The following is a 24,674-nucleotide window of genomic DNA, read 5'->3' on the forward strand; positions in this document are numbered from 1 at the left end:
CCCTAATAAAAAGGATACCCGTTTATTTTAGGTATCCAATGGCTTGAGCTTTCTAGATTTTGGAATGAGAGATGTCTAGAAACTCATTAATTCTATATTCCACTTGAGTTTGATATTTTTGATTGAGTGTTTTTATGTAATACTCAATTTCTTCAAAAAATTCATCGCTTAAAATAGGATATTTTACTGTTCTGATTTGGCTATAAGGGCTATTTTGTTGAATGACGAGTTCAATAGATGTGAGTAGTTTTTCTAAAAAATGTTGAGTTGGTTCAATACCCATAATGGCTTGAAAAATCTCTTTGTCTTCATTGATATCTAATAAATGATAGGGCAATTTCATATCAATATGAAAACCATCAACTAGTTTTTGATTGATTAATGTCTTCATTTTATCTGGGGAAGTACCGTTGGTATTGATAATAATCAATCCATGAAATATACTTCGGATTCTATTTAAGAAGTTGATTATGGGTTCAATCTTTTCTAATAAAAATTCTCCACCACTGAAAATAATTGCATCAAAAAAATAGCCGTTCAACTGAATTTGCTGGATAATGTCTTCTTCTGTAAAAAATTCTTCATGTTTTTTTGCTACGATTTCATCATAATTATGACAACCAAAACAGTGCATGTTACAACCAACGAGGGAATGGATAAGTAGAGAATGGTGGCCTGGTAGATCAACAAATGTTCTCATCACTTGTTTATAAAACTTCATACGCTATCCCTCTTTAAAATACCTCTGTTAAAATATCCTCGTGGTGTAATTCCTTTAAATGTTCAGATTTTATACGTTTTCGTGTATTCCAATCAAATCGTCTAGCTTTACTCCAAAAATTTTGTTCACCATTATAAAAACCCTCTTGATCTACTTTTATCTTCTTTCGAGCGATCATGCGAACATATCCAATCACTCGACTAAATGTGGCGATATCATCACTACCACAAACCGGGCATATTCCAATGTTTTTCCCATCTTCGGCCAATAATTGCTGACCACAAGTCATGCAACTTGTGATGGTGGGTGTTAAAGTAATATAATTGATCGGCTTTTGAAATAACTTGTCGATATAATCTGCTAATAGATTAGGCTCAACCTTTGTTTCTAGAAAATGATGAAGAATACTTCCTGAGGTAGCATAAGCTTGAAATTCTGCAGCATTCTCTATCTGGGCTGAAAAGTCTTCTTCACTAAAGGGAAGCATACAACCAGAAGTTAAATAAACATCTTCCCCTTTTCCTTGAACAAAAATTTCTCGGTTATGTTCTTTTGCCCATTTCATATCATGGCGAGCCAGTTTGATTCCGGCATTTTCAGCAGGAGCATATTCTATTCCGCAAGCAACTTGGTCACGAACGATGAATTCATTTATCACTTCAGTCATATATTGCATGATTTCATGGGCAAGTTTTTTTCCTTGTTCATCTTTGATTCCATCTTTAAAACCAATATTGATCAATCCTTCGTGCATACTAGTGATGGCAAAAACATTAAAATAATTTTTAAGGTCTTTATTAAATGCAAAGAAAGTGGGATATAATTCTTTATTTGCTTCAATCCATTTTCTTTTCGCTTGATGACCTTTTTGCATGATTTCTAGGTATTCGCGCATTTTTTGTTTTAATAAATCTTTGTCATGGCCAAATTCCATTAGAAGGCGATTGGCGTTTAAATTAAGTACTTGCACGGCACCAGTTGACCCCGTGGAACTCCCAAAAATACCACTACCCACTTTAGAGAGCAAGCTTAAATCGATCTGTAAACGACAGCATAAGCTTCTGCTGGCTTCTGGATCCCGGGCCTTTATGTAAGGATTTAATTTTTTATAATAATCATTATCAAAGGGGGTTGTACGAAAATTTTCAAAATAAACGCCGCCCCAATTATACATTTTGTCTAACAAATATAAGAATAAATCATTATCAAAGTTAAAATGATCATCAATCGGAACAGTGATTAAAGGAAAGGTAAAAGGAATGCCATTTCCTGTTCCTTCAGCCATCACATCGATAATCGCTTGATTAATCCGATCAAAATATTCAGAGGGAATTTCTTTATATTTCATATTTCTTGCTTCTCCACCAATGACTATGTATTCATCTTTGATTTCTTCGGAAGGTTTGCCAAATTCCATCGTTATATTGGAAAAGGCAGATTGGGAACCGCTTCGAAGAGGCATATTCATTTCCCAAATTAAGCTTTGGAATAATTGTTTTAAATCGTTTTGGGAATACTTCTTTTGTGTTTCTATTTCTTCAAAATATAAATACGATGCAGCGACAGTTGTCATTTGCGACAGCATAACCGCTCCAGAAACTTGTTGAGACATTAAAACAACCACATTACTAAAATGACGTAAAAGCGTATCTAGTCTCTTCGTTGGTTTAGAAGACAACATATTTTTGGCAAGGGTAGGGATTCCAAAAGTGGCGATATCTCTACACCCAACACTAACACAATAAGGACTTAGTTGTTTATCATGGATGTAGACTATTCCTTGATCATATAAATCTTTTAATTCTTTAGGTAAAATTTCATTTAATAAGAATTCTTCTTCTGCAAAATTGGTTAAGTGGTGTCTTAATAATGGCAAAGAATATACATAATTACTGTTTTCCCTTTTTAAAAAATCTGTCTTTTTGTTTTCTACTGCTGACGTAAATGACCTGATAATTTCACTTGAACTGTTAAACATAAAAAAGCCTCCTTGTATATTTGATAAAAAAATCCGCTCAATTTTGAGCGGATTGAACGATGGCATAAAAAGGCAATTATAGAAAATATACCTGTTTATACAATCGTTCCATCCTCCCAACTCCCGAAGAAAATGAAACTTGAAAAGTAAGGCAGGTCTCCTGACTTGTGCTTCTTCCTACTTTGAATCCTTCCCGTACAAGAGCCATGAAGCATTCTTGCACAGTGGTTTTTACTCATTTCGTCCACACTAACAGTTGCGGGGACAGTTCTGGACTTTCACCAGATTCCCTTTTAAGTTTTAAAACACCTTACTTTTTTGCATAAAACACTATATATTGTTTTTTTAAAACGATTTTTTCTATATGTTGTATTCCTTGTTTGATATTAAATAACAAATTTTGCTTTTTTGCAATGATTATTTTTTATACAGTAACAAAATGAAAAATTTAGTTGACATGCTATCAGTCATGGGTTATATATAAAGTTAATAAAATTAAATATCGTTGGAAATAGGTTCCAAGTTATGCAATCATAACTTGGATTAAAAGGGAAGCCGGTGAAAATCCGACACGGTCCCGCCACTGTAACGAGGAGTCTGTATAAATCAATGCCACTGATTGTAAAATTGGGAAGGCCTTATACAGACGGTGAATCGAAGTCAGGAGACCTGCCTATTTTCTGAACACAAAACCCTACGGGAGATAGGGGAGTGTTTGTCGTTTCATTGCCATATCAGCATTGATTGCACTTTAGAACACTTCAACGCTTTCCTTGTAAAACGGAGTGAAGTGTTTTTCTTATGAAATAGGTGATATGGCGGAGAATATTCACTAGAGCACATCAAGCACTTCTATCTTTAGGGTAGGGGTGCTTATTTTATTGGGGGGAGGAATTGATTTGCAATATCGATCATTTAGTGTTGAGGTTTTGTTATTAACGATTTATTTTTTGTTCATTCCACAACCTGCTTATGCGATGCATATTATGGAAGGTTTTTTGCCGGTTAAATGGGCTGCTTTTTGGTGGGTGATTTCTACTCCGTTTTTCGTATTTGGAGTGAAAAGGATTCGTATCGTTATCAAAGAAAATCCTCAGTTTAAATTACTCCTTGGTGTAATAGGGGCGTTTACTTTCGCTTTATCTGCTCTAAAGCTACCATCAGTTACGGGAAGTAGTAGTCATATGACAGGGGTAGGATTAGGTGCCATCTTATTCGGTCCAGCGATCATGAGTGTAATTGGGGGAATTGTTTTACTTTTTCAGGCTCTTTTACTCGCTCATGGTGGAATTACCACTTTAGGTGCTAATCTTTTTTCGATGGCGATTATAGGGCCAATATTTGCAGTAGGTACGTATCATTTATTTAGACGTTTGTTCCATAGAGATAAGCTTGCAATCTTTTTCGCCGCAAGTTTAGGGGATCTAATGACTTATGTTGTGACTTCATTTCAATTAGCTCTTGCGTTTCCTTCACAAATTGGAGGAATGATGGAATCATTTCAGAAATTTTTTACGATCTTTGCTGTTACTCAGGTGCCGTTAGCGATGATAGAAGGAATCATAACAGTTATTGTTATTCAACTTTTAAAGCACAATCATCAGCAAGAACTGCAATTCCTTTTACAAAAAGAAAGGAGGTTTTTTACTTGGGGTAAATAAAAAAATACTACTTAGTGTATTCGTTTTGTTCCTTATTCTCTTTTTACAAAATTTTTTAGGAAATCTTGAATTTACTGGGACGGATGATCAAGCACAAGGAGTAATTTCAACGATAGATCGAGATTATCAACCGTGGATTACAAATTTATTTTTTGAACCTAATGAGACAATGGAAAAAATCCTTTTTTCCGTTCAAGCAATTTTAGGATTCGGTGTTCTCATTTATGGAATTGGTTTTTATCAGAGGAAGGATAATGACAGGTGAGAAATTAAATGTTGAAAATTGATCAAATTGCGTATACCAATCGTTTCATTCGAATTAATCCTTTCATCAAATTGATATTTGTGTTTGTAAGTTTTATCCTATCTTTTTTGTTTCATTGGATTGGCGATCTTATGATCTGGGTTATTACTGTCACGATCACTATTGGTTTTGCCAAAGTGCCATGGAAGGATTATCTAACATTATTGCTAGGGATGGGTCTTTTTCTAGGAGTTAGCCTTATGAGCATTATGCTATCCATTTCTCCATCACCAAAAATGATGTTGGGCTTTCTTTCCATCGGCCCTTATTATATTGGGATTACGAAACAAGGAATAGAAACAGCAGGAAGTATATTTTTTCAATCGCTGTCTAACACGGCAAGCTTACTTTTTCTTATACTGACCACTCCTTTTCATGACTTAATAAAAGTAATGGAAAAATTGAAAATTCCTGTTGATCTTCTCGAAATTGCGAAGCTCATCTATCGTTTTCTATTTGTTTTGTTGGATACAGCATATCAAATGAAAATAGCGCAAACTTCCCGGCTTGGTTATAAAAACTTTACTCGTTCACTTTATTCATTTTCTGCCTTATTATCACAACTTTTTATAAATTCTTTAGAGCGTTATCGAAAATGGGCGATCGGTTTAGAAAGCAGAGGAGCTATTGAAAGTTCTGCTGTAACTAAACAAGCCAATATCGAAGTATAGAAGGACGGAAAAAATTATGGAACCACCAATGATTGAATTTGAAAATGTAATTTATCAATATTCGAATGGAACGGTAGCACTTGATCACTTAACCCTAAAGATCCCGAATAGCAAAAAGGTTGCGCTAATTGGCCATAATGGAGCAGGGAAATCAACACTTTTAGGCCATATTAATGGCATTTTCCGACCAAAGTCAGGTAAAGTGACCGTCAATCAAAAAGAACTTAAGTATTCTCCTAGAGAATTAAATCGATTAAGAAGGAAGGTTGGTATAGTTTTTCAAGACCCAGAACAACAACTCTTCTTATCAAATGTTTGGGAGGATATAGCCTATGGACTCAAAAATTTGAACCTTCCCGATAAAATGATTCAAGAAAAAGTTCAGTTCATTATGGAATATTTACATATCACCCATTTGGTACAGAGGCCAATCCATTATCTTAGTTTAGGTGAAAAAAAATTAGTAGCCTTAGCTGGAGTCTTGGTGATGGAACCAGAGATTTTATTATTAGATGAACCAACCGCCTATCTTGAACCAAAGGCTATCGAACGATTGATCCAATTTTTAGAAGAAAAATCAAGCTCCAAGTTAATCCTTTTATCTACTCATGATTTGGAACTGGCTTATCAATGGGCGGACCACCTCATTGTTTTAAAAAATGGAAAAAAATTAAAAGAAGGAACACCTTTGGAGATTTTTTCTGACGCAACAATATTAAGGGATTCTGGCTTAAAACCGCCAATTTTTTGGGAAATCTACCAAGGGTTATTAAAACAGAAACGAATCGATTCTTCGATAAAACCACCAACTTCATCTACTGAATTATTATCTTTATTACATAACATCTGTAAATAAAAAGTGAAGGGAAATATGGACAAAATGGGAACGATTGGACATCTATTCATTGTTGGAATTGGACCTGGTAGTGTGGAATTAATGACAAAACAAGCACAACTTGCTATTAATAAAAGCGAAATCATCGTAGGTTATCGGACTTATATCGATCTTATCCTTCCATATATTCAGGGAAAAGAAGTGGTCGCCACAGGAATGACCAAAGAGATTGAAAGAGCAGAGCTCGCGATTGATCTAGCAAAGAAGGGAAAAATGGTAGCTGTTATCTCTAGCGGAGATGCTGGGGTATATGGAATGGCTGGGCTTATTTACGAAATTTTAGCATCAAGAGAGGGAAAAATATCTGTTCAAATTGAAGTGATCCCTGGAATATCAGCGGTTAACGCAGCAGCCGCTTTACTCGGTGCGCCCCTTATGAATGATTATTGTACGATCAGTTTGAGCGACCTTTTAACACCATGGGAACAAATTGAAAAAAGAATTCGTCTGGCTGCAGAAGCAGATTTTGTCATCGCTCTTTATAATCCTAAAAGTAAGAAAAGAATTCTGCCGATCCAAAAAACGCAAGAAATTTTATTGCAATACCGTTCGGCTGATACACCAGTAGGCATTGTAAAGAATGCGTATCGAGACGACCAAGAAGTCATCGTGACGACTTTAGGTGAAATGCTTCATCATGAGATGAATATGGTAACCACCATTATTGTTGGTAATCAGGCCACTTTTCAATTTGATCAAAAAATCGTGACACCACGTGGTTATCAAAATAAATACAGTTTAACAGAACATTAACGAAAAAATATAAATTTTGGGGGAGAAGAAATGGAAGCCATTTTATTTGTTGCACATGGGAGTCTCGATGCGGAAGGAAATGAAGAAGTATTTCGTTTCACAGAAAAAGTAGCACAAAAAATCAGAGAAATAAAGTCGGTACCGATTATTGAAACTTGTTTTTTAGAATTAACGACACCTACAGTTGCTGAAGGAATTGATCAATGTATTCGGCAAGGGGCAACAAAAGTCGCGCTCGTACCGATTATTCTTTTTTCCGCTGGTCATGCTAAAATACATATTCCCTATGAGATTGATCAAGCAAAAGGGAAATATCCAGACGTTACTTTTACATATGGAAGGCCCATCGCGATTCATGAAGTAACGTTACAAATTCTCACAGATCGTCTGAAAGAAATAGGTTTTCAAGGAGAAAGTGGGGAACAAAGGAAAGATGAAGCGATTTTACTTGTGGGAAGGGGAAGTAGTGATCCCGACGCAAACAGCGATCTTTACAAAATCATGCGGTTATTGTGGGAACGGACTCCGGTTAAGTGGGTTGAACCTGCATTCATGGGAATAACAGAGCCGACGTTTACAGAAGGGATCAAAAGATGTATTGCGACAGGGGCAAAAAACATTTATATTTTACCTTTTTTCTTATTCACAGGGATATTGATCAAAAGAATGGATCAAATGATCGAACATTATCAACAATTATATCCAAACCGAAAGATCAAAAGAGCTCCATATCTAGGGCTTGATCACAAATTAATCGATGTTCTCACTGACCGTGCCTTTGAAGCATTAGAGGGGAAACCAGCCCTTAATTGTGACTTATGTAAGTATCGTTTAAACTTTATACATCATTCTCATCATCATGATCACCATGATCACGTACATCATCATAATGGTCATCATCACCATAATCATCAATACGAAAAGCATACTCATCTTCAACATCATGAATAAGTGAACAAGAACCATAAGCAGAGGTTAGATAAAATGTTAGTATTAGCAGGAACAAAAGATGCAAGAGAACTAACTGCTTTTTTACGGCAACATAATAAGAAGGTATCCGTAAGTGTGGTCACAGAACAAGCTGCCCAAAAATATAAATCTTTAAACATCCCCATTTATATTGGAAGGTTAACGAAAGAACAAATGCTAGAAATGGTTCTTGCAAAGAAATTTAAAGCCATTATTGATGCGACACATCCTTATGCAGAACTTGTTTCAAAATATGCGATGGAAGTAGCAAAAGAAGTAAACATACCTTATTTACGGTATGAGCGGCCGTCAACAGTTCTAAGTGAGAGCCAATACCTTCATTTCGTATCTTCCTATTTAGAAGCCATTAAATGGATAAGAGAAAAGAAAGGTGTTGTATTCGTCACTACAGGAATCACTAAAATTGATCGATTTGCAAAGTCTTTATTAGGGGAGCCAAATATTCGACTCATTTTTCGCATTTTACCTACGGTAGAAAACCTAAAAAAGTGCGAATCATTGGGAATTCCAAAGGAAAATATCATTGCCATGCAAGGAACATTTTCAGCTGGATTGAACCAAGCCATCTATAAAAAATATGGAATCAATCTTCTAATTACAAAGGAAAGTGGGAAAGAAGGAGGATTTTTAGAAAAGGTAGAGAGTGCCATCCAAATGGGAATTGAGACGATCGTGATACAAAGGCCCAAACTCCAGTATCCTATCGTGTTTCATCAGTTTGAAGATTTGTTGAAATACCTAGAGGAACACTAGTAAATGAGTTGTAAATGGAATCAACGAAAGGTGAGGGATATGGATTTTTTCGTGGAATTTTCGCCAATAACGATTCAACCTCAGGAGATTGAGTTAAAAAGTTTTGAAATGATAGAAGAAGAAATCGGTAATCATTCTTTTTCCGAAGAACAATTTCCAATTGTCAAAAGAGTGATTCATACGACCGCGGATTTTGAATTAGGGAGAAGTTTACGATTTCATCCAGAAGCAGTGAAAGCGGGTATCTTCGCAATTCGCCAAGGAAAAAAAATTGTGACGGATGTGGAAATGGTAAAGGCTGGAATCCATCAATCTCGCATCACACATTTTGGTGGACAAATCATTTGTCATATACGGGATGAGGATATCGTCAAGGAAGCGAAAGAACAAAACATAACTCGTTCGATTCTTGCCATGCAAAAGGCAACAAGCCAAATCGAGGGGGGTATTTTTGCTATCGGAAATGCACCAACAGCACTTTTAGAACTGATTCGGCTGGTAAAATTGGGAAAAGCAAAGCCCGATCTCATCATCGGTGTTCCTGTTGGCTTTGTCTCTGCAAAAGAAGCAAAAGAAGAATTACAGAAATTAGATGTTCCGTATATTACCAATCAAGGAAGAAAAGGTGGAAGCCCAGTGGCTGCAGCAATTGTGAATGCTCTCTCACTGATGGCTCAACAAGTGAATCGGGATGAAAATGAGTAAGAAAAAAGGATTACGAAGCGGATATACAACAGGAGCCTGTGCAACTGCCGCAACAAAAGCAGCTCTACTTATGTTAATTGAGCAGAGCCAGATTTATGATATCGAAATCCAGTTGCCGATTGGTGAGAGGGTTAGATTTCCCATTCAAAACTCTACGTATAGCCTAACCACAGCAACGGCAGGTGTGATCAAAGATGCAGGCGATGATCCCGATGTCACTCACGGAGCGTTGATTCTGTCAACCGTTTCATGGCTTGATGAAGAAAGGATTGAGATAGACGGTGGAAAAGGGGTTGGTCGAGTAACCAAACCTGGATTACCAGTCCCTATTGGCGAAGCAGCAATCAATCCTGTTCCAAGACGCATGATCGAAAAAGAAGTAAAACAGCTTTTAGAATTCTATCAACTTACAAAAGGTGTAAAAGTGGTCATTTCGGTACCCAATGGTGAAGAGTTAGCGAAAAAGACATTAAATCCTAGATTGGGGATTATTGGTGGGATTTCCATTTTAGGATCAAGAGGTACGGTGATCCCTTACTCTCATGATGCTTACCAGGCAAGTATTGTTCAAGCGATTCGTGTTGCCAGAATCAATGGGATCGACCATTTTATTTTAACGACTGGGAGTACAAGTGAAAAGATTGCGCAGAACATCTTTAAGGAAAAAGAGGAAATGGCTTTTATCCAAATGGGCGAATTTGTTGGCTTTGCTTTAAAACACGCGAAAAGACTAGGAGCAAAAAAGGTAACCATCTTAGGGATGATTGGAAAACTATCCAAGGTTGCGCAAGGGAAGATGATGGTTCATTCAAAAGAGTCGAGTATTGATTTTCAATTTCTAGCTAATATTGCAAACCGGCTTTACATTTCCAATTCAGTTCAAGAAAAAATTAAACAAGCCAATACGGCTGCATGGGTTGAGAAAATCATCATCGAAGAAAATAGACCATCTTATTTTGCAGAAATTTGCCGTTTGGTCGCTTTAGAGAGTCTTTCTTATATTCAGGGAGGATTGATCCTAGAGGTCATTCTTGTTTCAAAATTGGGAAGAGTTCTTGGGAGGGTGGAGATGGATGATTGGAAAAATAAAGATCATTGGCATCGGTAACGATGTAGAAAATGGGATTTCCCCTCACTATCGAAAATGGATCGATGAAGCAGATATTTTAGTCGGCGGGGAAAGACACCTTTCCTATTTTCCTCATTTTCAAAAAGAAAAATGGGTCTTAAAAGGAGATCTTCCATTTATCCTACACCGTTTAAAGGAGGAAGCAATCAACAAAAAGGTGGTTGTTCTTGCTTCAGGTGATCCACTTTTCTTTGGAATTGGCCGTTTGTTTCTTGACATCGTAGGAAGTGAAAATCTATCCATCTATCCCCACCTTAGTTCACTTCAATTAGCATTTGCTAGGTTGGGAGATACTTGGCAGGACACTTATATAGAAAGTTTACATGGACGGGCACTAACAGGTCTAGCCCAAAGAATCGATGGAAAAGCAAAGATTGCTCTGTTAACCGATACTGTTCATTCTCCGACAGCGATTGCTAAGTATCTACTAAACTATGGATTTGATGAGTATGAAATGTTTATTGGTGAATATCTTGGTGGAAGAAATGAAAGGGTTTATCTATTATCTCTAGAAGAAGCGGCTGTTCAAACATTCGCACCGTTAAATATCGTCATATTGCGAAGACGAAAAGAAATTCCAGCCGTTCAAAGTTGGAATTTGGGAATCGAAGACGAAGAATTTTATCAAAAAAAGCCTAAAAAAGGATTAATAACCAAAAAAGAGATACGGGTATTAAGTTTAGTAGAAATGAAATTAAGATCAGGAGATATTCTCTGGGATATTGGAGCTGGTTCAGGTTCTGTTTCCATTGAAGCATCCAAATATCAGCCAGATGCTAAAGTTTATGCGATTGAAAAAGACATTGAGAATATAGATTTTATTAGAAAAAATATGAAGAAGTTTCGTACGGATTTTACAGTTATCCATGGAGAAGCCCCAGATTGTTTAAACGATCTTCCCGATCCAGATGTGATTTTTGTCGGAGGGAGCAATGGGAGGTTAGAAGAAATCCTTCAGCTAGGCTGTCATCGGCTGAAGCAAAACGGAAGGGTGATCGTGAACGCCATAACGATGGAAACGTTGATGGATACTTTGCATTTTTTTGAAAATAAGGGATGTTCACCGAAAATTACACTTGTGCAGATTGCCCGAAGTAAGCCGATTGTCAATAAAACAGGATTTGAGAGTTTAAATCCAATTTATATTGTTACAGCAACGAATTCAAAAGGGTGAAGAGAGGAAGAAGCGGATGGAAGAACATAAAATCGGACAATTTTTTGGTATTGGCCTTGGCCCTGGCGATCCCGAACTTCTCACATTAAAAGCATTACGGGTGATCAAAAATTCACCGGTGATTGCTTTTCCAATAAAGGCGGTAAATGAGGCGAGTTATGCTTTGTCGATTGTAAGTGATTTTATTGACATGGAAAGGCAGCAATTGCTTCCTTTACTTTTCCCGATGACCAAGAATAAAGAAATCATCAAACAGCAATGGAAAGAAGCAACAGAAGCAGTATTTCGCTACTTACAACAGGGAAAGGATGTTGCTTTTCTTACAGAAGGAGACCCTTTATTTTATAGTACATTTATTCATCTTCGCCAATATATGGGACTCCTTCATCCAGAGGTTGCCGTCCAATCGATTCCGGGAATTTCTTCAATTTTTGGTGCCGCGGCTTCATTACATTTACCATTAGCTGATGGCGATGCACAGGTCGGAATTATTCCAGCTACGAGAAATAAAGATCACATGAAAAAAGCAATTGAACAACATGAGACGATTATTTTCTTAAAAATAGCAAAAGTCCTTGATTTATTAGTCGATGTTTTAATCGAAACCAATACCTTAGAAAAGGCTGCAATAGTCACAAAAGCAACTTCAAACGAAGAAATCATCTACAAAAACGTATTAGATTTAAAAGGAAAAGAGTTACCCTATTTGTCATTAATGGTGGTGAAGAGAACATGATGAAAGAAAATAAGGCTTATTTCGTTGGAGCAGGACCTGGAGACCCTGATCTCATTACAGTAAAAGGGTTAAAACTACTGCAACAAGCAGATGTGATTCTTTATACCGATTCTTTAATCCATCCTTCTTTATTAGATAGGGTAAAAAAAGGAGCAAAAACGATTAAAACATCAGGGCTCACCTTGGAACAACAAATAGAGATGATCGTTGAAGAAATTCAAAAAGGAAGTCTTGTTGTACGCTTACATACTGGAGATCCTTCAATTTTTAGTACGACATCGGAACAAATGAGACGATTGCAAAGGGAAGGTATTGATTATGAGATCATCCCTGGTGTAAGCTCCGTTTTTGCGGCTGCTGCACAAATCAAGGCGGAGCTTACCATTCCAGAACTAACTCAAACTTTAATCATTACAAGAATAGAAGGAAGAACCCCTGTACCAGAAAAGGAGAAATTAAGGGAATTAGCACGTCACCATAGTACTCTTGCATTATTTCTAAGTTCATCATTTATTGGAAAAGTCGTAGAGGAATTAAGATTCGCTGGATGGGCAGAAGATACACCGATTGTGGTTGTATATCGTGCGACTTGGGAAGATCAAAAAATTATCCAAAGTACATTGGCAAAAGTGGTAGAGGAATTGAAGAAAGAGAATATTCACTCCCATGCGATGATTTTGGCCGGCAACGTTTTTCAAAATCATCTGGATATCGATAAAAATCGTTCCAAATTGTATGATGGGCGATTTAGCCATGGATATCGAAAAGGGGAGTAAATGGTGAAAAAAGCATATGCGATTGTGGCAATTACAAAAAAAGGAGTAAGTCAAGCACGATTTCTGCATGAGCGACTACCTGATAGTGATCTCTATTATCCAAAAAAATGGGTTTTCGGAGATGAAGAAGAAAAGGATATTTATGTGATTGATGGTAGTATGGCAACGCTCTTATCTTCCTTATTTTTATCCTATCGAGGATTGATCTTATTTATGGCACTTGGTGCTGTTGTGCGAATAATTGCTCCACTTATCAAGGACAAAAGGACAGATCCGGCAGTTGTTGTCTTAGATGACAATGGCCGGTATGCCATTAGTGTCTTGTCTGGACACTTAGGAGGGGCTAACCATTTAGCCAATCAAGTAGCCAATTTAATGGGGGCGATTCCAGTTATTACGACATCGTCTGATGTCAACCAAAAATTAGCTGTTGATTTGCTAGGAGTTCAATATGGTTGGCAGCTGGATTCCGTTCAACATGTTACAGCGGTAAGTGCAGCGGTTGTGAATGACGAAAAAATTGCGATCATTCAAGAAGTTGGAGAAAGGGATTGGTGGCCTTCTTCGATTCCTCGTTCTGAACAATTTACGTTTTATTCTTCGATATCAAGTGAAAGTAGAATCAAGGAAGATTATCAAGGGGCAATTGTCATTACCGATCGATTGCTTCATCAACAAGAATGGAATGATCTCCCTGAGAAGACCATTCTCTACCGTCCGAAAACATTAGTGGTTGGAATCGGATGTAATCGTGGTACATCAGCATCGGAAATCGAGTCTGTGATCTTTTCTACGTTAGAAGAGGAAGGGTTATCCTGGAAGAGTATTGACCATCTCGCAACCATTGATTTAAAAAGGGATGAATTAGGATTATTAGAGATTCATCAAAAGTACCAATGGCCAATCGTTTTTTATACTAAAGATGAATTAAATCAGGTATCCATTCAACATCCTTCAGAAACGGTTTATCGTCATATAGGGGTTTATGGGGTGAGTGAACCTGCTGCTTGTTTATCTGCTAGAACAAATCAACTTCTATTGCAAAAGAAAAAAGCAGGGAACGTTACGATTTCCATTGGTAGATTAGAAAAAGGAGTGAATTGATGAAAACACAGATTCCAAGAGTTGTTATTGCTGGGACAGGAAGTGGAGTAGGGAAAACGACGTTAACGATTGGTATAATGGCTGCTCTAGTAAAAAGAGGAATCACTGTTCAAGGGTTTAAAGTAGGACCCGATTATATTGATCCTACATATCACACTGCAGTGACAAAAAGGGAGTCAAGGAATCTTGATACTTGGATGGTTGATTCAGAAATCATGAAGGAAATCTTTATCCGTGGCTCACTTGGTGCAGATCTTGCAGTAATTGAGGGTGTGATGGGATTTTATGATGGCAAAGACCCTCTAAGCGACAGAGGAAGTACTGCGGAAATAAGCCGATTATTAAACGCTCCAGTCGTTTTGGTTATTAATGCAGAGGGAGTAGCCCGAAGTGCAGCAGCGATGGTTCTTGGGTTTCAGCAAATGGATCCCCGTATTCATCTTGCTGGTGTAATTGTCAATCAAGTGGGAGGGTTTCGACATTATGAATTGGTCAAAAAAGCGATCGAAGATATGACAGGAATTCCAGTGATTGGTTATTTAAATAAAAACCAAATCATGAGTATACCGGAAAGACATCTAGGACTTGTTCCAGCAATTGAACGAGGGGAACTTAATCCATTATTTCAGCAATTAGCCGAATTGATAGAAGAGCACATTGATCTCAATCAATTCGTACAGATTGCCAAAAAAGCAGAAGAAGTAGTCGTCAATCACCCCTCTATCTTTCAGCCATTTTCTGAGCGATGTTATCCTGTAACAATAGCTGTGGCAAAAGATCAAGCATTTCATTTCTATTATCCTGAGAATTTAGAGCTACTAGAACAGTATGGGGCAAGAATTCAATACTTTAGCCCCTTGGCTGGGGAAACCATTCCAGTTGATGCAGATGGATTGTATATCGGAGGAGGATTTCCGGAAGAATTTGCTGCTCAATTAACCGCACAGAAAAAGGTAATCGCTGATTTTCGGGAAAAGATCAGTCAGGGAATGCCAACATTTGCCGAATGTGGTGGCTATATGTTCTTAACTGAGGCGATCGTTGATCACAATGGAAATTCGTATGAGATGGTCGGAATCATTCCTGCAAAAGTTCAAATGCAACAACGTTTAGCTGCATTAGGATATCGGGAAATCACTGCACTTACGCAACAAGTATTATTAAACAAAGGAGAGACAGCAAAAGGACACGAATTTCACTATTCTAGATTAATTCCAACGATTGAAAACTACCCATATGCGTATAAAGTAAAGGGATTAGGCGGAGAATTTTTCGATGGTTACCATCAGGAAAATCTAGTAGCTGGATATACACACTTCTACTTTCCTTCAAATCCAAATATGGTTATTCATTGGTTAGAAAAAGCAGTTGAATATCAAAAAAAAGATAAATTCACTTGAAGAAAGGAGAGAAATTGATGAAAGAAACGAAAAAAGGCTTAACGATCATTTATACGGGAAACGGAAAAGGAAAAACGACAGCTGCAATTGGACTAGCCGTTCGTGCATTCGGTCAAGGTCTAAGGGTAGGCATCTTTCAATTTATTAAATCACCTGAAAGAGACTATGGTGAAAAAAAGACATTAGAGAAGTTAGGAATTGAGATCCACCAATTAGGAATTGGCTTTACTTGGACGAAAACAGCAGAAGAACATCGGCAGGCGTTAAAAAGAGGTTGGGAATTTGTAAAAGAGAAAGCAATGTCCGGCTCTTATGATCTGATTGTATTAGACGAGTTGAATAATGCTTTAGCAATCACTGATTTTCCCATTGATGATGTTCTTCCATTACAAGAAGTGATTCAATTTCTTCAACAAAAACCGAAAGCGTTACATGTAGTGATTACAGGGCGAAATGCCAAACCTGAACTCATCAACCAAGCTGATCTTGTTTCTGAGATTCAAGAAGTAAAACATTACTATAATGAAGGAATTCCAGCAATCCAAGGGATTGAATATTGAGGAGGAAAGAACATGAATTGGCAAACGGCTATTGATCAGATTCAATTGTTAGATGTGAATGTGATGAAAGAAGCAGAGACTCGTTTAGATCAACTGACAAAACCACAGGGTAGTTTGGGAATGTTAGAAGATTTGGCCATTCAATTGGCAGGCATTTATCAGACGACTCGTTTCCATGTGGACCCGATTACAAGTTTTGTTTTTGTAGGGGATCATGGAATAACAGAAGAGGGAGTTTCTGCTTTTCCTTCCGAAGTGACGACACAAATGGTTTATAATTTTCTTCATGGTGGAGCGGCGATCAATGTGTTAACACGTCATCATGATGTGTTATTAAAAGTGGTCGATGTGGGAATGAAAGATTCGATCGATAATCCCCGCTTAATCCAGAAGAAAATTGGACAAGGTACTCGGAATTTCCTCAAAGAGAAAGCGATGACGCAACAGGAAGCAATAGAGGCGATCCAAGTGGGATTTGATTTAGGAGTGATGGAAGTAGAAAATGGTGCAAAAGGATTAGCAATTGGAGAAATGGGGATTGGAAATACCACATCGAGTGCAGCGATTGCTGCTTTATTACTACAAAGGTCTTTTGATGAAGTTGTAGGTCGGGGGACTGGTTTGAATTCGGAACAGTGGCAACATAAAAAAGAGATCATTCAACAAGCATTACAATTCCATAATCTACAGCCTAATGATCCTCTTGAGATTTTAGCTACGTTTGGTGGATATGAAATTGCAGCGATGACAGGGATGATTTTGGCTGCGGCTTATAAGCGAGTTCCCATTCTGCTCGATGGTTTTAATACGGGTGCTTCGGCATTGATTGCAGCAAAGATTGAACCAAAGAGTGTACTTTATATGATCGCTTCCCATCAATCTGAGGAGCCAGGACATCGACATATGCTACAAGCGTTGCAAATCTATCCATTATTACAATTGAACCTACGATTAGGGGAAGGAACAGGTGCAATCCTAGCTCTTCCAATACTTCGTTCTGCTCAGTCTCTCTTTCAGGAAATGGCTACCTTTGAAGAGGCAAACGTAGCAAATAAAATCGTTTCTCAAAACTAACGACAGAGGATAGAGTATGGACCAATATCTTTATTGGCAAGTGATAACCGCATTTCTCATTGATTTGTGGATTGGTGATCCAAAGCAATTAACACATCCCGTGGTGTTGATTGGCAATGCCATTAGCCATATGGAAACATTTTTACGAAGATTTACTTCCCATTTTTCAGAGCGGTTATTAGGGATTATTTTAGTCATTCTCATTGTTGGCAGTAGTTATGGATTGGTATGGCTCATTTTATTTGTAATGAATCAGGTTCATCTTTGGTTATCTTGGCTGGTTGGTGCTTGGATGATTTCAACCACCATTGCAACAAAAGGCTTAGCAGACGAGGGGAAGAAGCTGATCTCTTTATTAAAGGTAAAAGAACTAGAAGAAGCGAAAAAACAGGTTGGTTATATCGTTAGTCGGGATACTGATCATATGGATGAATCGGAAGTGATTCGGGCAACGGTTGAAACCATTGCGGAAAATATTGTGGATGCAGTGATCTCCCCATTATTTTATGCGATTTTAGGAGGACCTACATTGGCGATGGCGTATCGAGCGGCCAATACACTCGATTCGATGTGCGGGTATAAAAACGAACGTTATCGTGATTTTGGCTTTGCTTCTGCAAGATTTGATGATCTACTTAATTATATCCCTGCAAGGATCACCGGTGTTCTCATCGTCTTCGCGGCTTGGTTCTTACAATTGGATGCGAAAAAGTCCCTTTCTATTTGGTTTCGAGATGCACATTTACATCCTAGTCCGAACAGCGGAATACCGGAAGCATGTGTTGCAGGAGCTTTACATATACGCTTAGGAGGGGTCAATGTTTATTTTGGCCAACCAAAAAAAAGGGCGTATATGGGTGACAACCTTAGACCACTTCAGGTAGAGCATATTCAACAAACGATTCAGTTGTTATATGGTGCAAGTGGAATCTTCATTGGCTTGTATACCTTGATCTTTTGGTCGCTTTATTTTACCAATTAGGTTGGTGATGATGTGAAAGAATGGATACAGGAACATATCCGTTTATTGAGTAAAAGGGAACATGGGAGTAAGTCTTGGGCAGAATTGGATTTTAGTATCAATACCAATCCGTTAGGGCCACCAGCTTCCGTTATGGATTTCTTTCACAAATCAGATCAATCATGGATTCATAAATACCCAGTAGAACAAGCGTATTCTCTTAAGGAACAAATCGCGAAAAAGTTAAAAGTGAATCAAGAACAAGTCGTGATTGGAAATGGAGCAGCGGAACTTTTCTTTCTCTTACCAAGAGTTCTTCGTGTCAACCGAGGAGTCATTGTTCATCCTACTTTTTCCGAATATGAAGCATCGTTACAAGCGGCAAATGTTCCAATAAAACGGATCTTTTATGAGATAGATGGGGATCGGTTTATATTTCCCCTTGAAAGATTAAAAGCGATTCTATCTAAAGGGGATTTACTGTACATTTGTCGTCCGAATAACCCAACAGGCCAAATGGTTTCTTTAGAGGAAATGGTAGAAGTCATTCGCTTCGTTAAAGATAGGCAGGCCCTTTTAGTCGTCGATGAGTCGTTTATTGAGTTTACAAATGAGCCATTAGGACTGATTGAGCTTTTTCACGAAAAAGCTTCCCTTATCTTAGTACGGTCTTTGACAAAATTTTACTCCATTCCTGGAATTCGCTTAGGGTATGCAATAGGGCCTTCGTGGTTGATTCATTCTATGGAGATGGTTAGAGACCCTTGGACGGTTAATGCTTTGGCACAACAGATGGGTATTCTTTTACTTGATGACATTTCATTTATCGAAGAAACCCGAACATGGGTTCAACAGGAAAGAGAATGGTTTTATCAAGAAATGAAACAAATGGATGAGTATCATATTTATCCAACTTCTGCAAATTTCTATTTGGTACGTACTACCTTTTCTGCACGTGTACTTGAACAAGCGTTGAAGAAAAAAAGAATCGCTATTCGTTTGGCTCATTCTTTTCCAGGACTAGATGATCATTTTATTCGTCTGGCCATCAAAACACGGGAAGAAAACCTTGAGCTTTTAAAGGAGTTGAAACAGTTTGTCCTATCCTCAAGCTAAAATCATCTTGGTTACGGGCGGAGTAAGAAGTGGTAAGTCGAGTTTTGCTCAATCTCTTGCCAGCCAATATGAAAGACAGGTTCGTTATATTGCAACTGCCGAAGCTAAAGATGAAGAAATGAGAAGAAGAATTCTCCATCATCAAAAAAATCGCCCAACGTCTTGGAACGTTATCGAAGAGCCAATATGGATTGATCAATACTTTGCCCCAAATGAAAAGGCTTCAGCTGATACCGTCACTTTACTCGATTGTGTTACGGTGTGGGTTTCTAATCTTCTTTTGCAAAAAGATCCAATGGGAAAAGAAATGTGGGAATCGGAAAAAGGTTTAAAAAAAGTTGAAGAGCAAATCGAACGCTTTATTCATGCCCTCAGAGAAACGAACCACAAAGCGATCCTCGTCACGAATGAGGTGGGTTTTGGCGGGATTGAAATGAATGTTTTAGGCCGAATCTATCAGGATTTGCTAGGTTGGACCAATCAAAAATTAGCAAAGGTAGCGGACCAAGTTTATTTAGTGGTAGCGGGAATCCCAATGTTGATCAAAGACGATGAGAAAGGGGTGATGCAAAAATTAGGAGATTTATGAATGAAATTGATTCGTTTTGGATGGCAATCCAATATTTTAGCCGGATTCCGGTTCCATATGCCATACATTATGATCAAGAGAGGATGAAACGTTCGATTCTCTTCCTTCCAGCTGTCGGTTGGATCATTGGGTTTTTCCTTTTCCTCTTTTATCAAATGACGGCTGATTTGTTTCCTAGGAACTTCCATTCGATCCTATTGGTTTCTTTCCTTTTATGGATAACAGGAGGGTTACATGCAGATGGTTGGATGGATGTTTTTGATGGGATTGGGAGTAGCCGAGATAAAGAAAAAATGCTTGCGATTATGAAAGATAGCCGTGTTGGGGCAATGGGGGTAATCGGATTTGTTATTTTATTTGCGTTAAAAACGTCGAGTTTGAATAGTATCAATTCTAACTTTTTTATGGAGGTTCTCCTTGTTTCCCCTTTACTAGCTCGCTTTGGTGTCGTATTGGCAGTTTTTCTCTTTCCCTATGCGCGAAAGGAAGGGTTGGGAAGGATGCTAAAAGAAGCCCTAACTCTTAAAAACTTCTTATTTACTTTGTTATGGATTCTGCCATTATTTTGGCTGACCTCTTATGGGATATATATGTTTCTCCTTATTACGGGGTTTGTCTTTCTATTTGGCGTATATTTTACAAAAAAATTAGGGGGATTAACAGGGGATGTATATGGGTGGTTAATCGAAGGCGGAGAAACGGTGCTTTGGCTCATGTTTGTTCTGTTATCGAGGTGAGACATGGACTTTTATTTACTCCGACATGGACGGACAAAATGGAATGAAAAAGGAATATTGCTTGGAAACAGTGATCCGTCGTTGTCAGATCATAACGATGTTGAGATCCGAAAATGGGTTCCTTTCTTGCAACAACACCGGGTTGATATGATGGTGCATAGTGGAATGAAAAGGACAATAGAGACGATGCAGATCATTCGTAAACAACTGAATACGAATATTCCTATTATGCAGGATGAGCGGCTGAAAGAACTGAATTTTGGCGATTGGGAATTAAAAGATTATGATTGGTTGTATCAAAATCAACAAGAGTTGTTTATTAAATGGCTTCATGATCCTGAGCAAAATTCACCGCCAAACGGAGAAACCTTACATCAGTTAAAAACACGGATCGTTTCTTTCCTTGATGAATGGGTCGGGAAAAATCTTGGTCAATCTATGCTTGTCATCACCCATGGAGGTCCGATTCGAGCTCTTTATTCAATGATTCATCATACGTCTTTTTATGATCTGAATGTTCGACCTGGAGCTCTTTTTTATCTGAATTGGCTAAACAAAGAAATGAGAGAAGTCGATGAAGGGGAAATTGAAGATGGCTAAGGCTTTCATGATTGTGGGTACAGGTTCTGATGTCGGTAAAAGTAGGATTGTCACAGCGTTATGTCGTTACTTTTCGCAAAGAAATGTTTCTGTTGCTCCCTTTAAAGCGCAAAATATGGCCTTAAATTCCTATATCACAGTAGATGGGAAAGAAATAGGCCGAGCCCAAGGTTTGCAAGCCGATGCAGCTGGAATTGTTGCCTCAGAACATATGAATCCAATACTGCTTAAACCAAGCAATCCATATGCTTCACAAGTCATTGTTCGCGGCAAACCGATCGCTCAAATGAATTTTCGAGAATATCGAGAGACAAAACACGAAGAATTGAAAAAAGTGGTTCAGGAATCATTAGCGAAGCTACAAGCGGAGTACGATTTGATTATCATTGAAGGTGCAGGCAGTCCTGTTGAGATGAATTTAAAAGATCGGGACATTGTGAATATGAAGGTCGCCGAGTGGGCCAATGCAGATGTGATTTTGGTTGCTGATATTGATCGGGGGGGTGTTTTTGCCCAAATCGTAGGAACTCTGCAATTGTTAACAGAAGAAGAGCGAAAAAGGGTGAAAGGAATCTTTATTAATAAATTTCGTGGAGATCTTCAGTTATTTCAATCGGGAATCGAGTGGATTGAAAAGTACACAGGTATCCCAGTCCTTGCTGTTTTTCCCTTTCATCCATTACCAGAATGGGAAGAAGAGGATTCGGTGGCTTTACAGCAAAAACCAAAGAAAAAAGAAAACGCGGACTTAGACATCGTCGTTGTGAAGTACCCGTATATATCGAATTACACCGATTTTATTCCCTTAGAACTGGAAGAGGATGTCCAAATTCGCTATATAAACGATGTGAAAGAGTTTGGTAATCCCCATGTCGTGATTTTGCCAGGGACAAAAAATACAATGGAAGACCTTCAATTTTTAAAAAGATCTGGATTTCAACAAAAAATTTTGGATCATGTAGCACAAAATCGAGAATTAGTCGGCATATGTGGCGGATACCAAATGCTTGGTGAGAAATTGTTGGATCCAGAGTTGATCGAATCAAATGTTTTATCACGAGAAGGGCTTGCCTTTTTCCCAATGGTTACAAGATTTGAGAAGGAAAAGAAAACCATTCGGGTAAAAGGAGAAACGGTTCATTCTAAGCTACCTATTTTTGGTTATGAAATTCATATGGGGATGGTGGAATGGACTGAAAAACAAGAAGGAATGTTTTTATTAGAAAATGGAACTCTTGAAGGGTTTCATCATCCGAACTTGCCAGTTTGGGGAACTTTTATTCATGGAATCTTTGATTCCGATCATTTTCGACATGAGTGGTTAGATCGACTACGAGAGAAATATGGATTACCACCAAGAAAAGATAGAGTCTCTTTTTCCAAAAGAAAAGAAGAGATGTTTGCTAATTTAGAGGCGTGGTTCATCCATTCTCTTCGAAAAGAACATATTCAATTCTTTGATAACGATATGATTTTCCAAAATATATAAATTAATCAACAAAGGAGAGGTGGAACATGTTGAAAAAAAGTTTGATGAAAAAAAGTTTGCTTTGGTTAAGTGTATTTGTACTATTATTGGGTGTTCTAGTGGGGTGTAGTCAACAGACAGCAAAAAATGAAAATCAACCAGCCCAAAATTCAAGTCAAGAACTAGCGTTAAAAACAACCTACCCATTAACCATTACAGATGATACAGGAACAAAGGTTACGATTACAAAAGAACCGACGCGTATTATTTCCTTAATTCCTAGTAACACTGAAACACTCTTTGCCTTAGGTTTAGAAGGGAAAGTTGTTGCGGTTACGAAGTATGATAACTATCCGAAAGATGTTCAGAAAAAAGTCGAATATGTGTTTCAAGATGGTCTAAATCCAAACGTTGAGCAAATTATCAAATTAAAACCAGATTTAATTTTATTAGGGTCTCTTAACAAAAAAGAATTGACAGCTAAAATTCGAGAATTAAAGATACCTGTTCTACAATTTGATCCGCAAAGTTTAGATGCAGTCTATCAAACGATTGAAAAAGTAGGTCTAGTGACCAATACTCAACAACAAGCAAAAGAAGTAATCTCGCAAATGAAGGAAAAGGAAAAATCGATAAAAGAGAAACTAGCGGCTTTGAAACCAGAGCAAAAAGTACGTGTATTTGTAGCGGTTTCTCCAGATTTATACACACCGGGAAAAGGGACGTTTATGGATGAACTCATTACAAAAGCTGGTGGGATCAATATTGTTGAAGACCAAGGTTGGGTACAATATAATGAAGAAAAAATCATCAAAAGCAACCCGCAAGTGATCCTTACTACTTATGGATACTATGACAAGAATGCCGCAGCAAACATCATGAAAAAAGAAGGTTGGCAAAATATTGATGCGATCAAAAATAAACGAGTGATTGACCTTGATAGTGATCTTGTGAATCGCCCAGGGCCACGGATCATTGATGGATTAGAAAGCATAGCGAAGGCGTTATATCCAGATTTAATGAAGTAAAGATTTTTAAGCCAGCACTAAATGTGTGCTGGCTTTCATCTATCCAATCGCTATCTTGAGGCTAACCTAATTGAGATTCTAAAATCTTTCAGTTCATTCATGTTCAATTCGAATCGGAGTCTCTGGATAAACCTTGTTAGTGGCCATCTTTACCGTTCATGGTAAAAACGGATACTGGGCAATCGAGGATCCACGAAGCGAGAAAGAAAAAGAAAATTATAAAGAAATGCGAGACCAAGTCAAAATACAAACAATCAGAAAAGAAGAGCAAGGAAAATATTATATAATATAATGAAAGTGCGACATTAGATTAGCAGAAAACTGGTTAGATTGAAGAGAAAGAAACCGGCAAGTTTAGGTTAACAACAATTTTTGTTGATGAATAAGTGGAGGTAGATTTATATAAAGATAGAAGAACTTGACGTTATTAAAACAAAGGACGGACGAGAAGGAACTGTAGTCCATATTTTTGATGTAAAGGATTTCCCTAGAGCATATGAAGTTGAATTTGATGATGGAGAGATAAAAACAATTCAAGAAGAAGAAATTAGCGAAGTAATTTGGCAAATGGCTAAACACCAAAACCACCTAACCTAACAAGCAAGGTTGAGGTGGTATTTTTATGCCTTGTTAACAAAGCACTTGCAAAAGCAGGTGCTTTTATTTGTGCGCCCGGCATGGGCGCAGTCTAACAGGTGAAAGTCCTGAGTGCGGGTTGATAGTGCCAAGCACATAGCCAAAGGCAAGGGTGTCCACCGTGAGGTGGAATCTGAAGGAAGCCGAAGGCAAAC

25 protein-coding genes and 2 riboswitches are annotated in these 24,674 nt (G+C 37.9%); of the genes, 23 read left to right on the plus strand and 2 right to left on the minus strand.

Annotated elements, in window-relative coordinates; translation table 11 throughout:
- Positions 1–52: 52 nt before the first annotated feature.
- Together EDD72_RS10270 and nrdD are read right to left on the minus strand one after the other, a co-directional pair.
- A complete protein-coding gene (locus EDD72_RS10270; RefSeq protein ID WP_132770012.1) occupies positions 53–721 on the minus strand; it encodes a radical SAM protein in 669 nt (222 codons plus the stop codon).
- Between the two features lie 13 nt (positions 722–734).
- Entirely contained in the window at positions 735–2,699 is a 1,965-nt protein-coding gene (gene nrdD / locus EDD72_RS10275) for an anaerobic ribonucleoside-triphosphate reductase (RefSeq protein WP_132770014.1), read from the minus strand.
- A gap of 133 nt (positions 2,700–2,832) precedes the next feature.
- Positions 2,833–3,027, minus strand: a riboswitch (cobalamin riboswitch).
- A 168-nt stretch (positions 3,028–3,195) separates the two neighbouring features.
- Positions 3,196–3,390, plus strand: a riboswitch (cobalamin riboswitch).
- Between the two features lie 208 nt (positions 3,391–3,598).
- On the opposite strand from nrdD, the gene EDD72_RS10280 reads away from it, so the two are divergent.
- From EDD72_RS10280 to EDD72_RS10390, 23 genes are read left to right on the plus strand one after another with little or no spacing between them, the layout of a single operon-like run.
- Complete coding sequence (locus EDD72_RS10280) at positions 3,599–4,360, plus strand: energy-coupling factor ABC transporter permease (protein WP_424565545.1); 762 nt, start codon at positions 3,599–3,601, stop codon at positions 4,358–4,360.
- A 4-nt stretch (positions 4,361–4,364) separates the two neighbouring features.
- Positions 4,365–4,625 carry an energy-coupling factor ABC transporter substrate-binding protein gene (locus EDD72_RS10285; protein WP_279388104.1) on the plus strand — a complete coding sequence of 87 codons (261 nt, stop codon included), beginning with the start codon at positions 4,365–4,367 and terminating at the stop codon, positions 4,623–4,625.
- Positions 4,626–4,633: 8 nt separating this feature from the next.
- Entirely contained in the window at positions 4,634–5,335 is a 702-nt protein-coding gene (cbiQ, locus tag EDD72_RS10290; protein ID WP_132770018.1) for a cobalt ECF transporter T component CbiQ, read from the plus strand.
- A 16-nt stretch (positions 5,336–5,351) separates the two neighbouring features.
- Entirely contained in the window at positions 5,352–6,191 is an 840-nt protein-coding gene (locus EDD72_RS10295) for an energy-coupling factor ABC transporter ATP-binding protein (protein ID WP_132770021.1), read from the plus strand.
- A gap of 15 nt (positions 6,192–6,206) precedes the next feature.
- Positions 6,207–6,983 (plus strand): precorrin-3B C(17)-methyltransferase, encoded by a 777-nt coding sequence (gene cobJ / locus EDD72_RS10300; RefSeq protein WP_243643823.1) that lies wholly within the window; start codon positions 6,207–6,209, stop codon positions 6,981–6,983.
- A gap of 30 nt (positions 6,984–7,013) precedes the next feature.
- Positions 7,014–7,934, plus strand: a complete 921-nt coding sequence (locus tag EDD72_RS10305) for a sirohydrochlorin chelatase (RefSeq protein WP_132770026.1) — start codon at positions 7,014–7,016, stop codon at positions 7,932–7,934.
- A gap of 33 nt (positions 7,935–7,967) precedes the next feature.
- On the plus strand, positions 7,968–8,726 hold the full coding sequence (gene cobK, locus EDD72_RS10310; RefSeq protein ID WP_132770028.1) for a precorrin-6A reductase: 759 nt from the start codon (positions 7,968–7,970) through the stop codon (positions 8,724–8,726).
- A 39-nt stretch (positions 8,727–8,765) separates the two neighbouring features.
- On the plus strand, positions 8,766–9,431 hold the full coding sequence (locus EDD72_RS10315) for a precorrin-8X methylmutase (protein WP_132770030.1): 666 nt from the start codon (positions 8,766–8,768) through the stop codon (positions 9,429–9,431).
- Positions 9,424–10,539, plus strand: coding sequence for a cobalt-precorrin-5B (C(1))-methyltransferase (locus EDD72_RS10320; RefSeq protein ID WP_132770032.1), 1,116 nt, complete (start codon positions 9,424–9,426; stop codon positions 10,537–10,539). The genes EDD72_RS10315 and EDD72_RS10320 overlap by 8 nt, the downstream gene beginning before the upstream one ends.
- Entirely contained in the window at positions 10,505–11,734 is a 1,230-nt protein-coding gene (gene cbiE / locus EDD72_RS10325; RefSeq protein ID WP_132770035.1) for a precorrin-6y C5,15-methyltransferase (decarboxylating) subunit CbiE, read from the plus strand. The genes EDD72_RS10320 and cbiE overlap by 35 nt, the downstream gene beginning before the upstream one ends.
- 16 nt (positions 11,735–11,750) lie before the next feature.
- Positions 11,751–12,470: a precorrin-2 C(20)-methyltransferase gene (gene cobI, locus EDD72_RS10330; protein WP_132770037.1), complete on the plus strand. Its 720-nt coding sequence runs from the start codon at positions 11,751–11,753 to the stop codon at positions 12,468–12,470.
- Positions 12,467–13,246 carry a precorrin-4 C(11)-methyltransferase gene (gene cobM / locus EDD72_RS10335; protein WP_132770039.1) on the plus strand — a complete coding sequence of 260 codons (780 nt, stop codon included), beginning with the start codon at positions 12,467–12,469 and terminating at the stop codon, positions 13,244–13,246. Before cobI ends, cobM begins: the two co-directional genes overlap by 4 nt.
- A complete protein-coding gene (locus tag EDD72_RS10340; protein WP_132770041.1) occupies positions 13,247–14,350 on the plus strand; it encodes a cobalt-precorrin 5A hydrolase in 1,104 nt (367 codons plus the stop codon).
- Positions 14,350–15,750, plus strand: coding sequence for a cobyrinic acid a,c-diamide synthase CobB (locus tag EDD72_RS10345; protein WP_132770043.1), 1,401 nt, complete (start codon positions 14,350–14,352; stop codon positions 15,748–15,750). The genes EDD72_RS10340 and EDD72_RS10345 overlap by 1 nt, the downstream gene beginning before the upstream one ends.
- 17 nt (positions 15,751–15,767) lie before the next feature.
- Positions 15,768–16,310, plus strand: coding sequence for a cob(I)yrinic acid a,c-diamide adenosyltransferase (gene cobO, locus EDD72_RS10350; RefSeq protein ID WP_132770045.1), 543 nt, complete (start codon positions 15,768–15,770; stop codon positions 16,308–16,310).
- 12 nt (positions 16,311–16,322) lie between these two features.
- Complete coding sequence (gene cobT, locus EDD72_RS10355) at positions 16,323–17,384, plus strand: nicotinate-nucleotide--dimethylbenzimidazole phosphoribosyltransferase (protein ID WP_132770047.1); 1,062 nt, start codon at positions 16,323–16,325, stop codon at positions 17,382–17,384.
- A gap of 16 nt (positions 17,385–17,400) precedes the next feature.
- Entirely contained in the window at positions 17,401–18,366 is a 966-nt protein-coding gene (locus EDD72_RS10360) for an adenosylcobinamide-phosphate synthase CbiB (RefSeq protein ID WP_132770049.1), read from the plus strand.
- A gap of 12 nt (positions 18,367–18,378) precedes the next feature.
- Complete coding sequence (gene cobD / locus EDD72_RS10365; protein ID WP_132770051.1) at positions 18,379–19,461, plus strand: threonine-phosphate decarboxylase CobD; 1,083 nt, start codon at positions 18,379–18,381, stop codon at positions 19,459–19,461.
- Complete coding sequence (cobU, locus tag EDD72_RS10370) at positions 19,442–20,050, plus strand: bifunctional adenosylcobinamide kinase/adenosylcobinamide-phosphate guanylyltransferase (protein WP_132770053.1); 609 nt, start codon at positions 19,442–19,444, stop codon at positions 20,048–20,050. Before cobD ends, cobU begins: the two co-directional genes overlap by 20 nt.
- Complete coding sequence (cobS, locus tag EDD72_RS10375; protein ID WP_132770055.1) at positions 20,047–20,787, plus strand: adenosylcobinamide-GDP ribazoletransferase; 741 nt, start codon at positions 20,047–20,049, stop codon at positions 20,785–20,787. The genes cobU and cobS overlap by 4 nt, the downstream gene beginning before the upstream one ends.
- Positions 20,788–20,790: 3 nt before the next feature.
- Positions 20,791–21,387 (plus strand): histidine phosphatase family protein, encoded by a 597-nt coding sequence (locus EDD72_RS10380; protein ID WP_132770057.1) that lies wholly within the window; start codon positions 20,791–20,793, stop codon positions 21,385–21,387.
- A complete protein-coding gene (locus EDD72_RS10385; RefSeq protein WP_243643824.1) occupies positions 21,380–22,876 on the plus strand; it encodes a cobyric acid synthase in 1,497 nt (498 codons plus the stop codon). Before EDD72_RS10380 ends, EDD72_RS10385 begins: the two co-directional genes overlap by 8 nt.
- A 26-nt stretch (positions 22,877–22,902) precedes the next feature.
- Positions 22,903–23,883, plus strand: coding sequence for an ABC transporter substrate-binding protein (locus EDD72_RS10390; protein WP_132770061.1), 981 nt, complete (start codon positions 22,903–22,905; stop codon positions 23,881–23,883).
- The last annotated feature ends 791 nt before the right edge of the window (positions 23,884–24,674 follow it).

Origin of the sequence: Tepidibacillus fermentans, assembly GCF_004342885.1 — a bacterium.
Classification (GTDB): domain Bacteria; phylum Bacillota; class Bacilli; order Tepidibacillales; family Tepidibacillaceae; genus Tepidibacillus; species Tepidibacillus fermentans.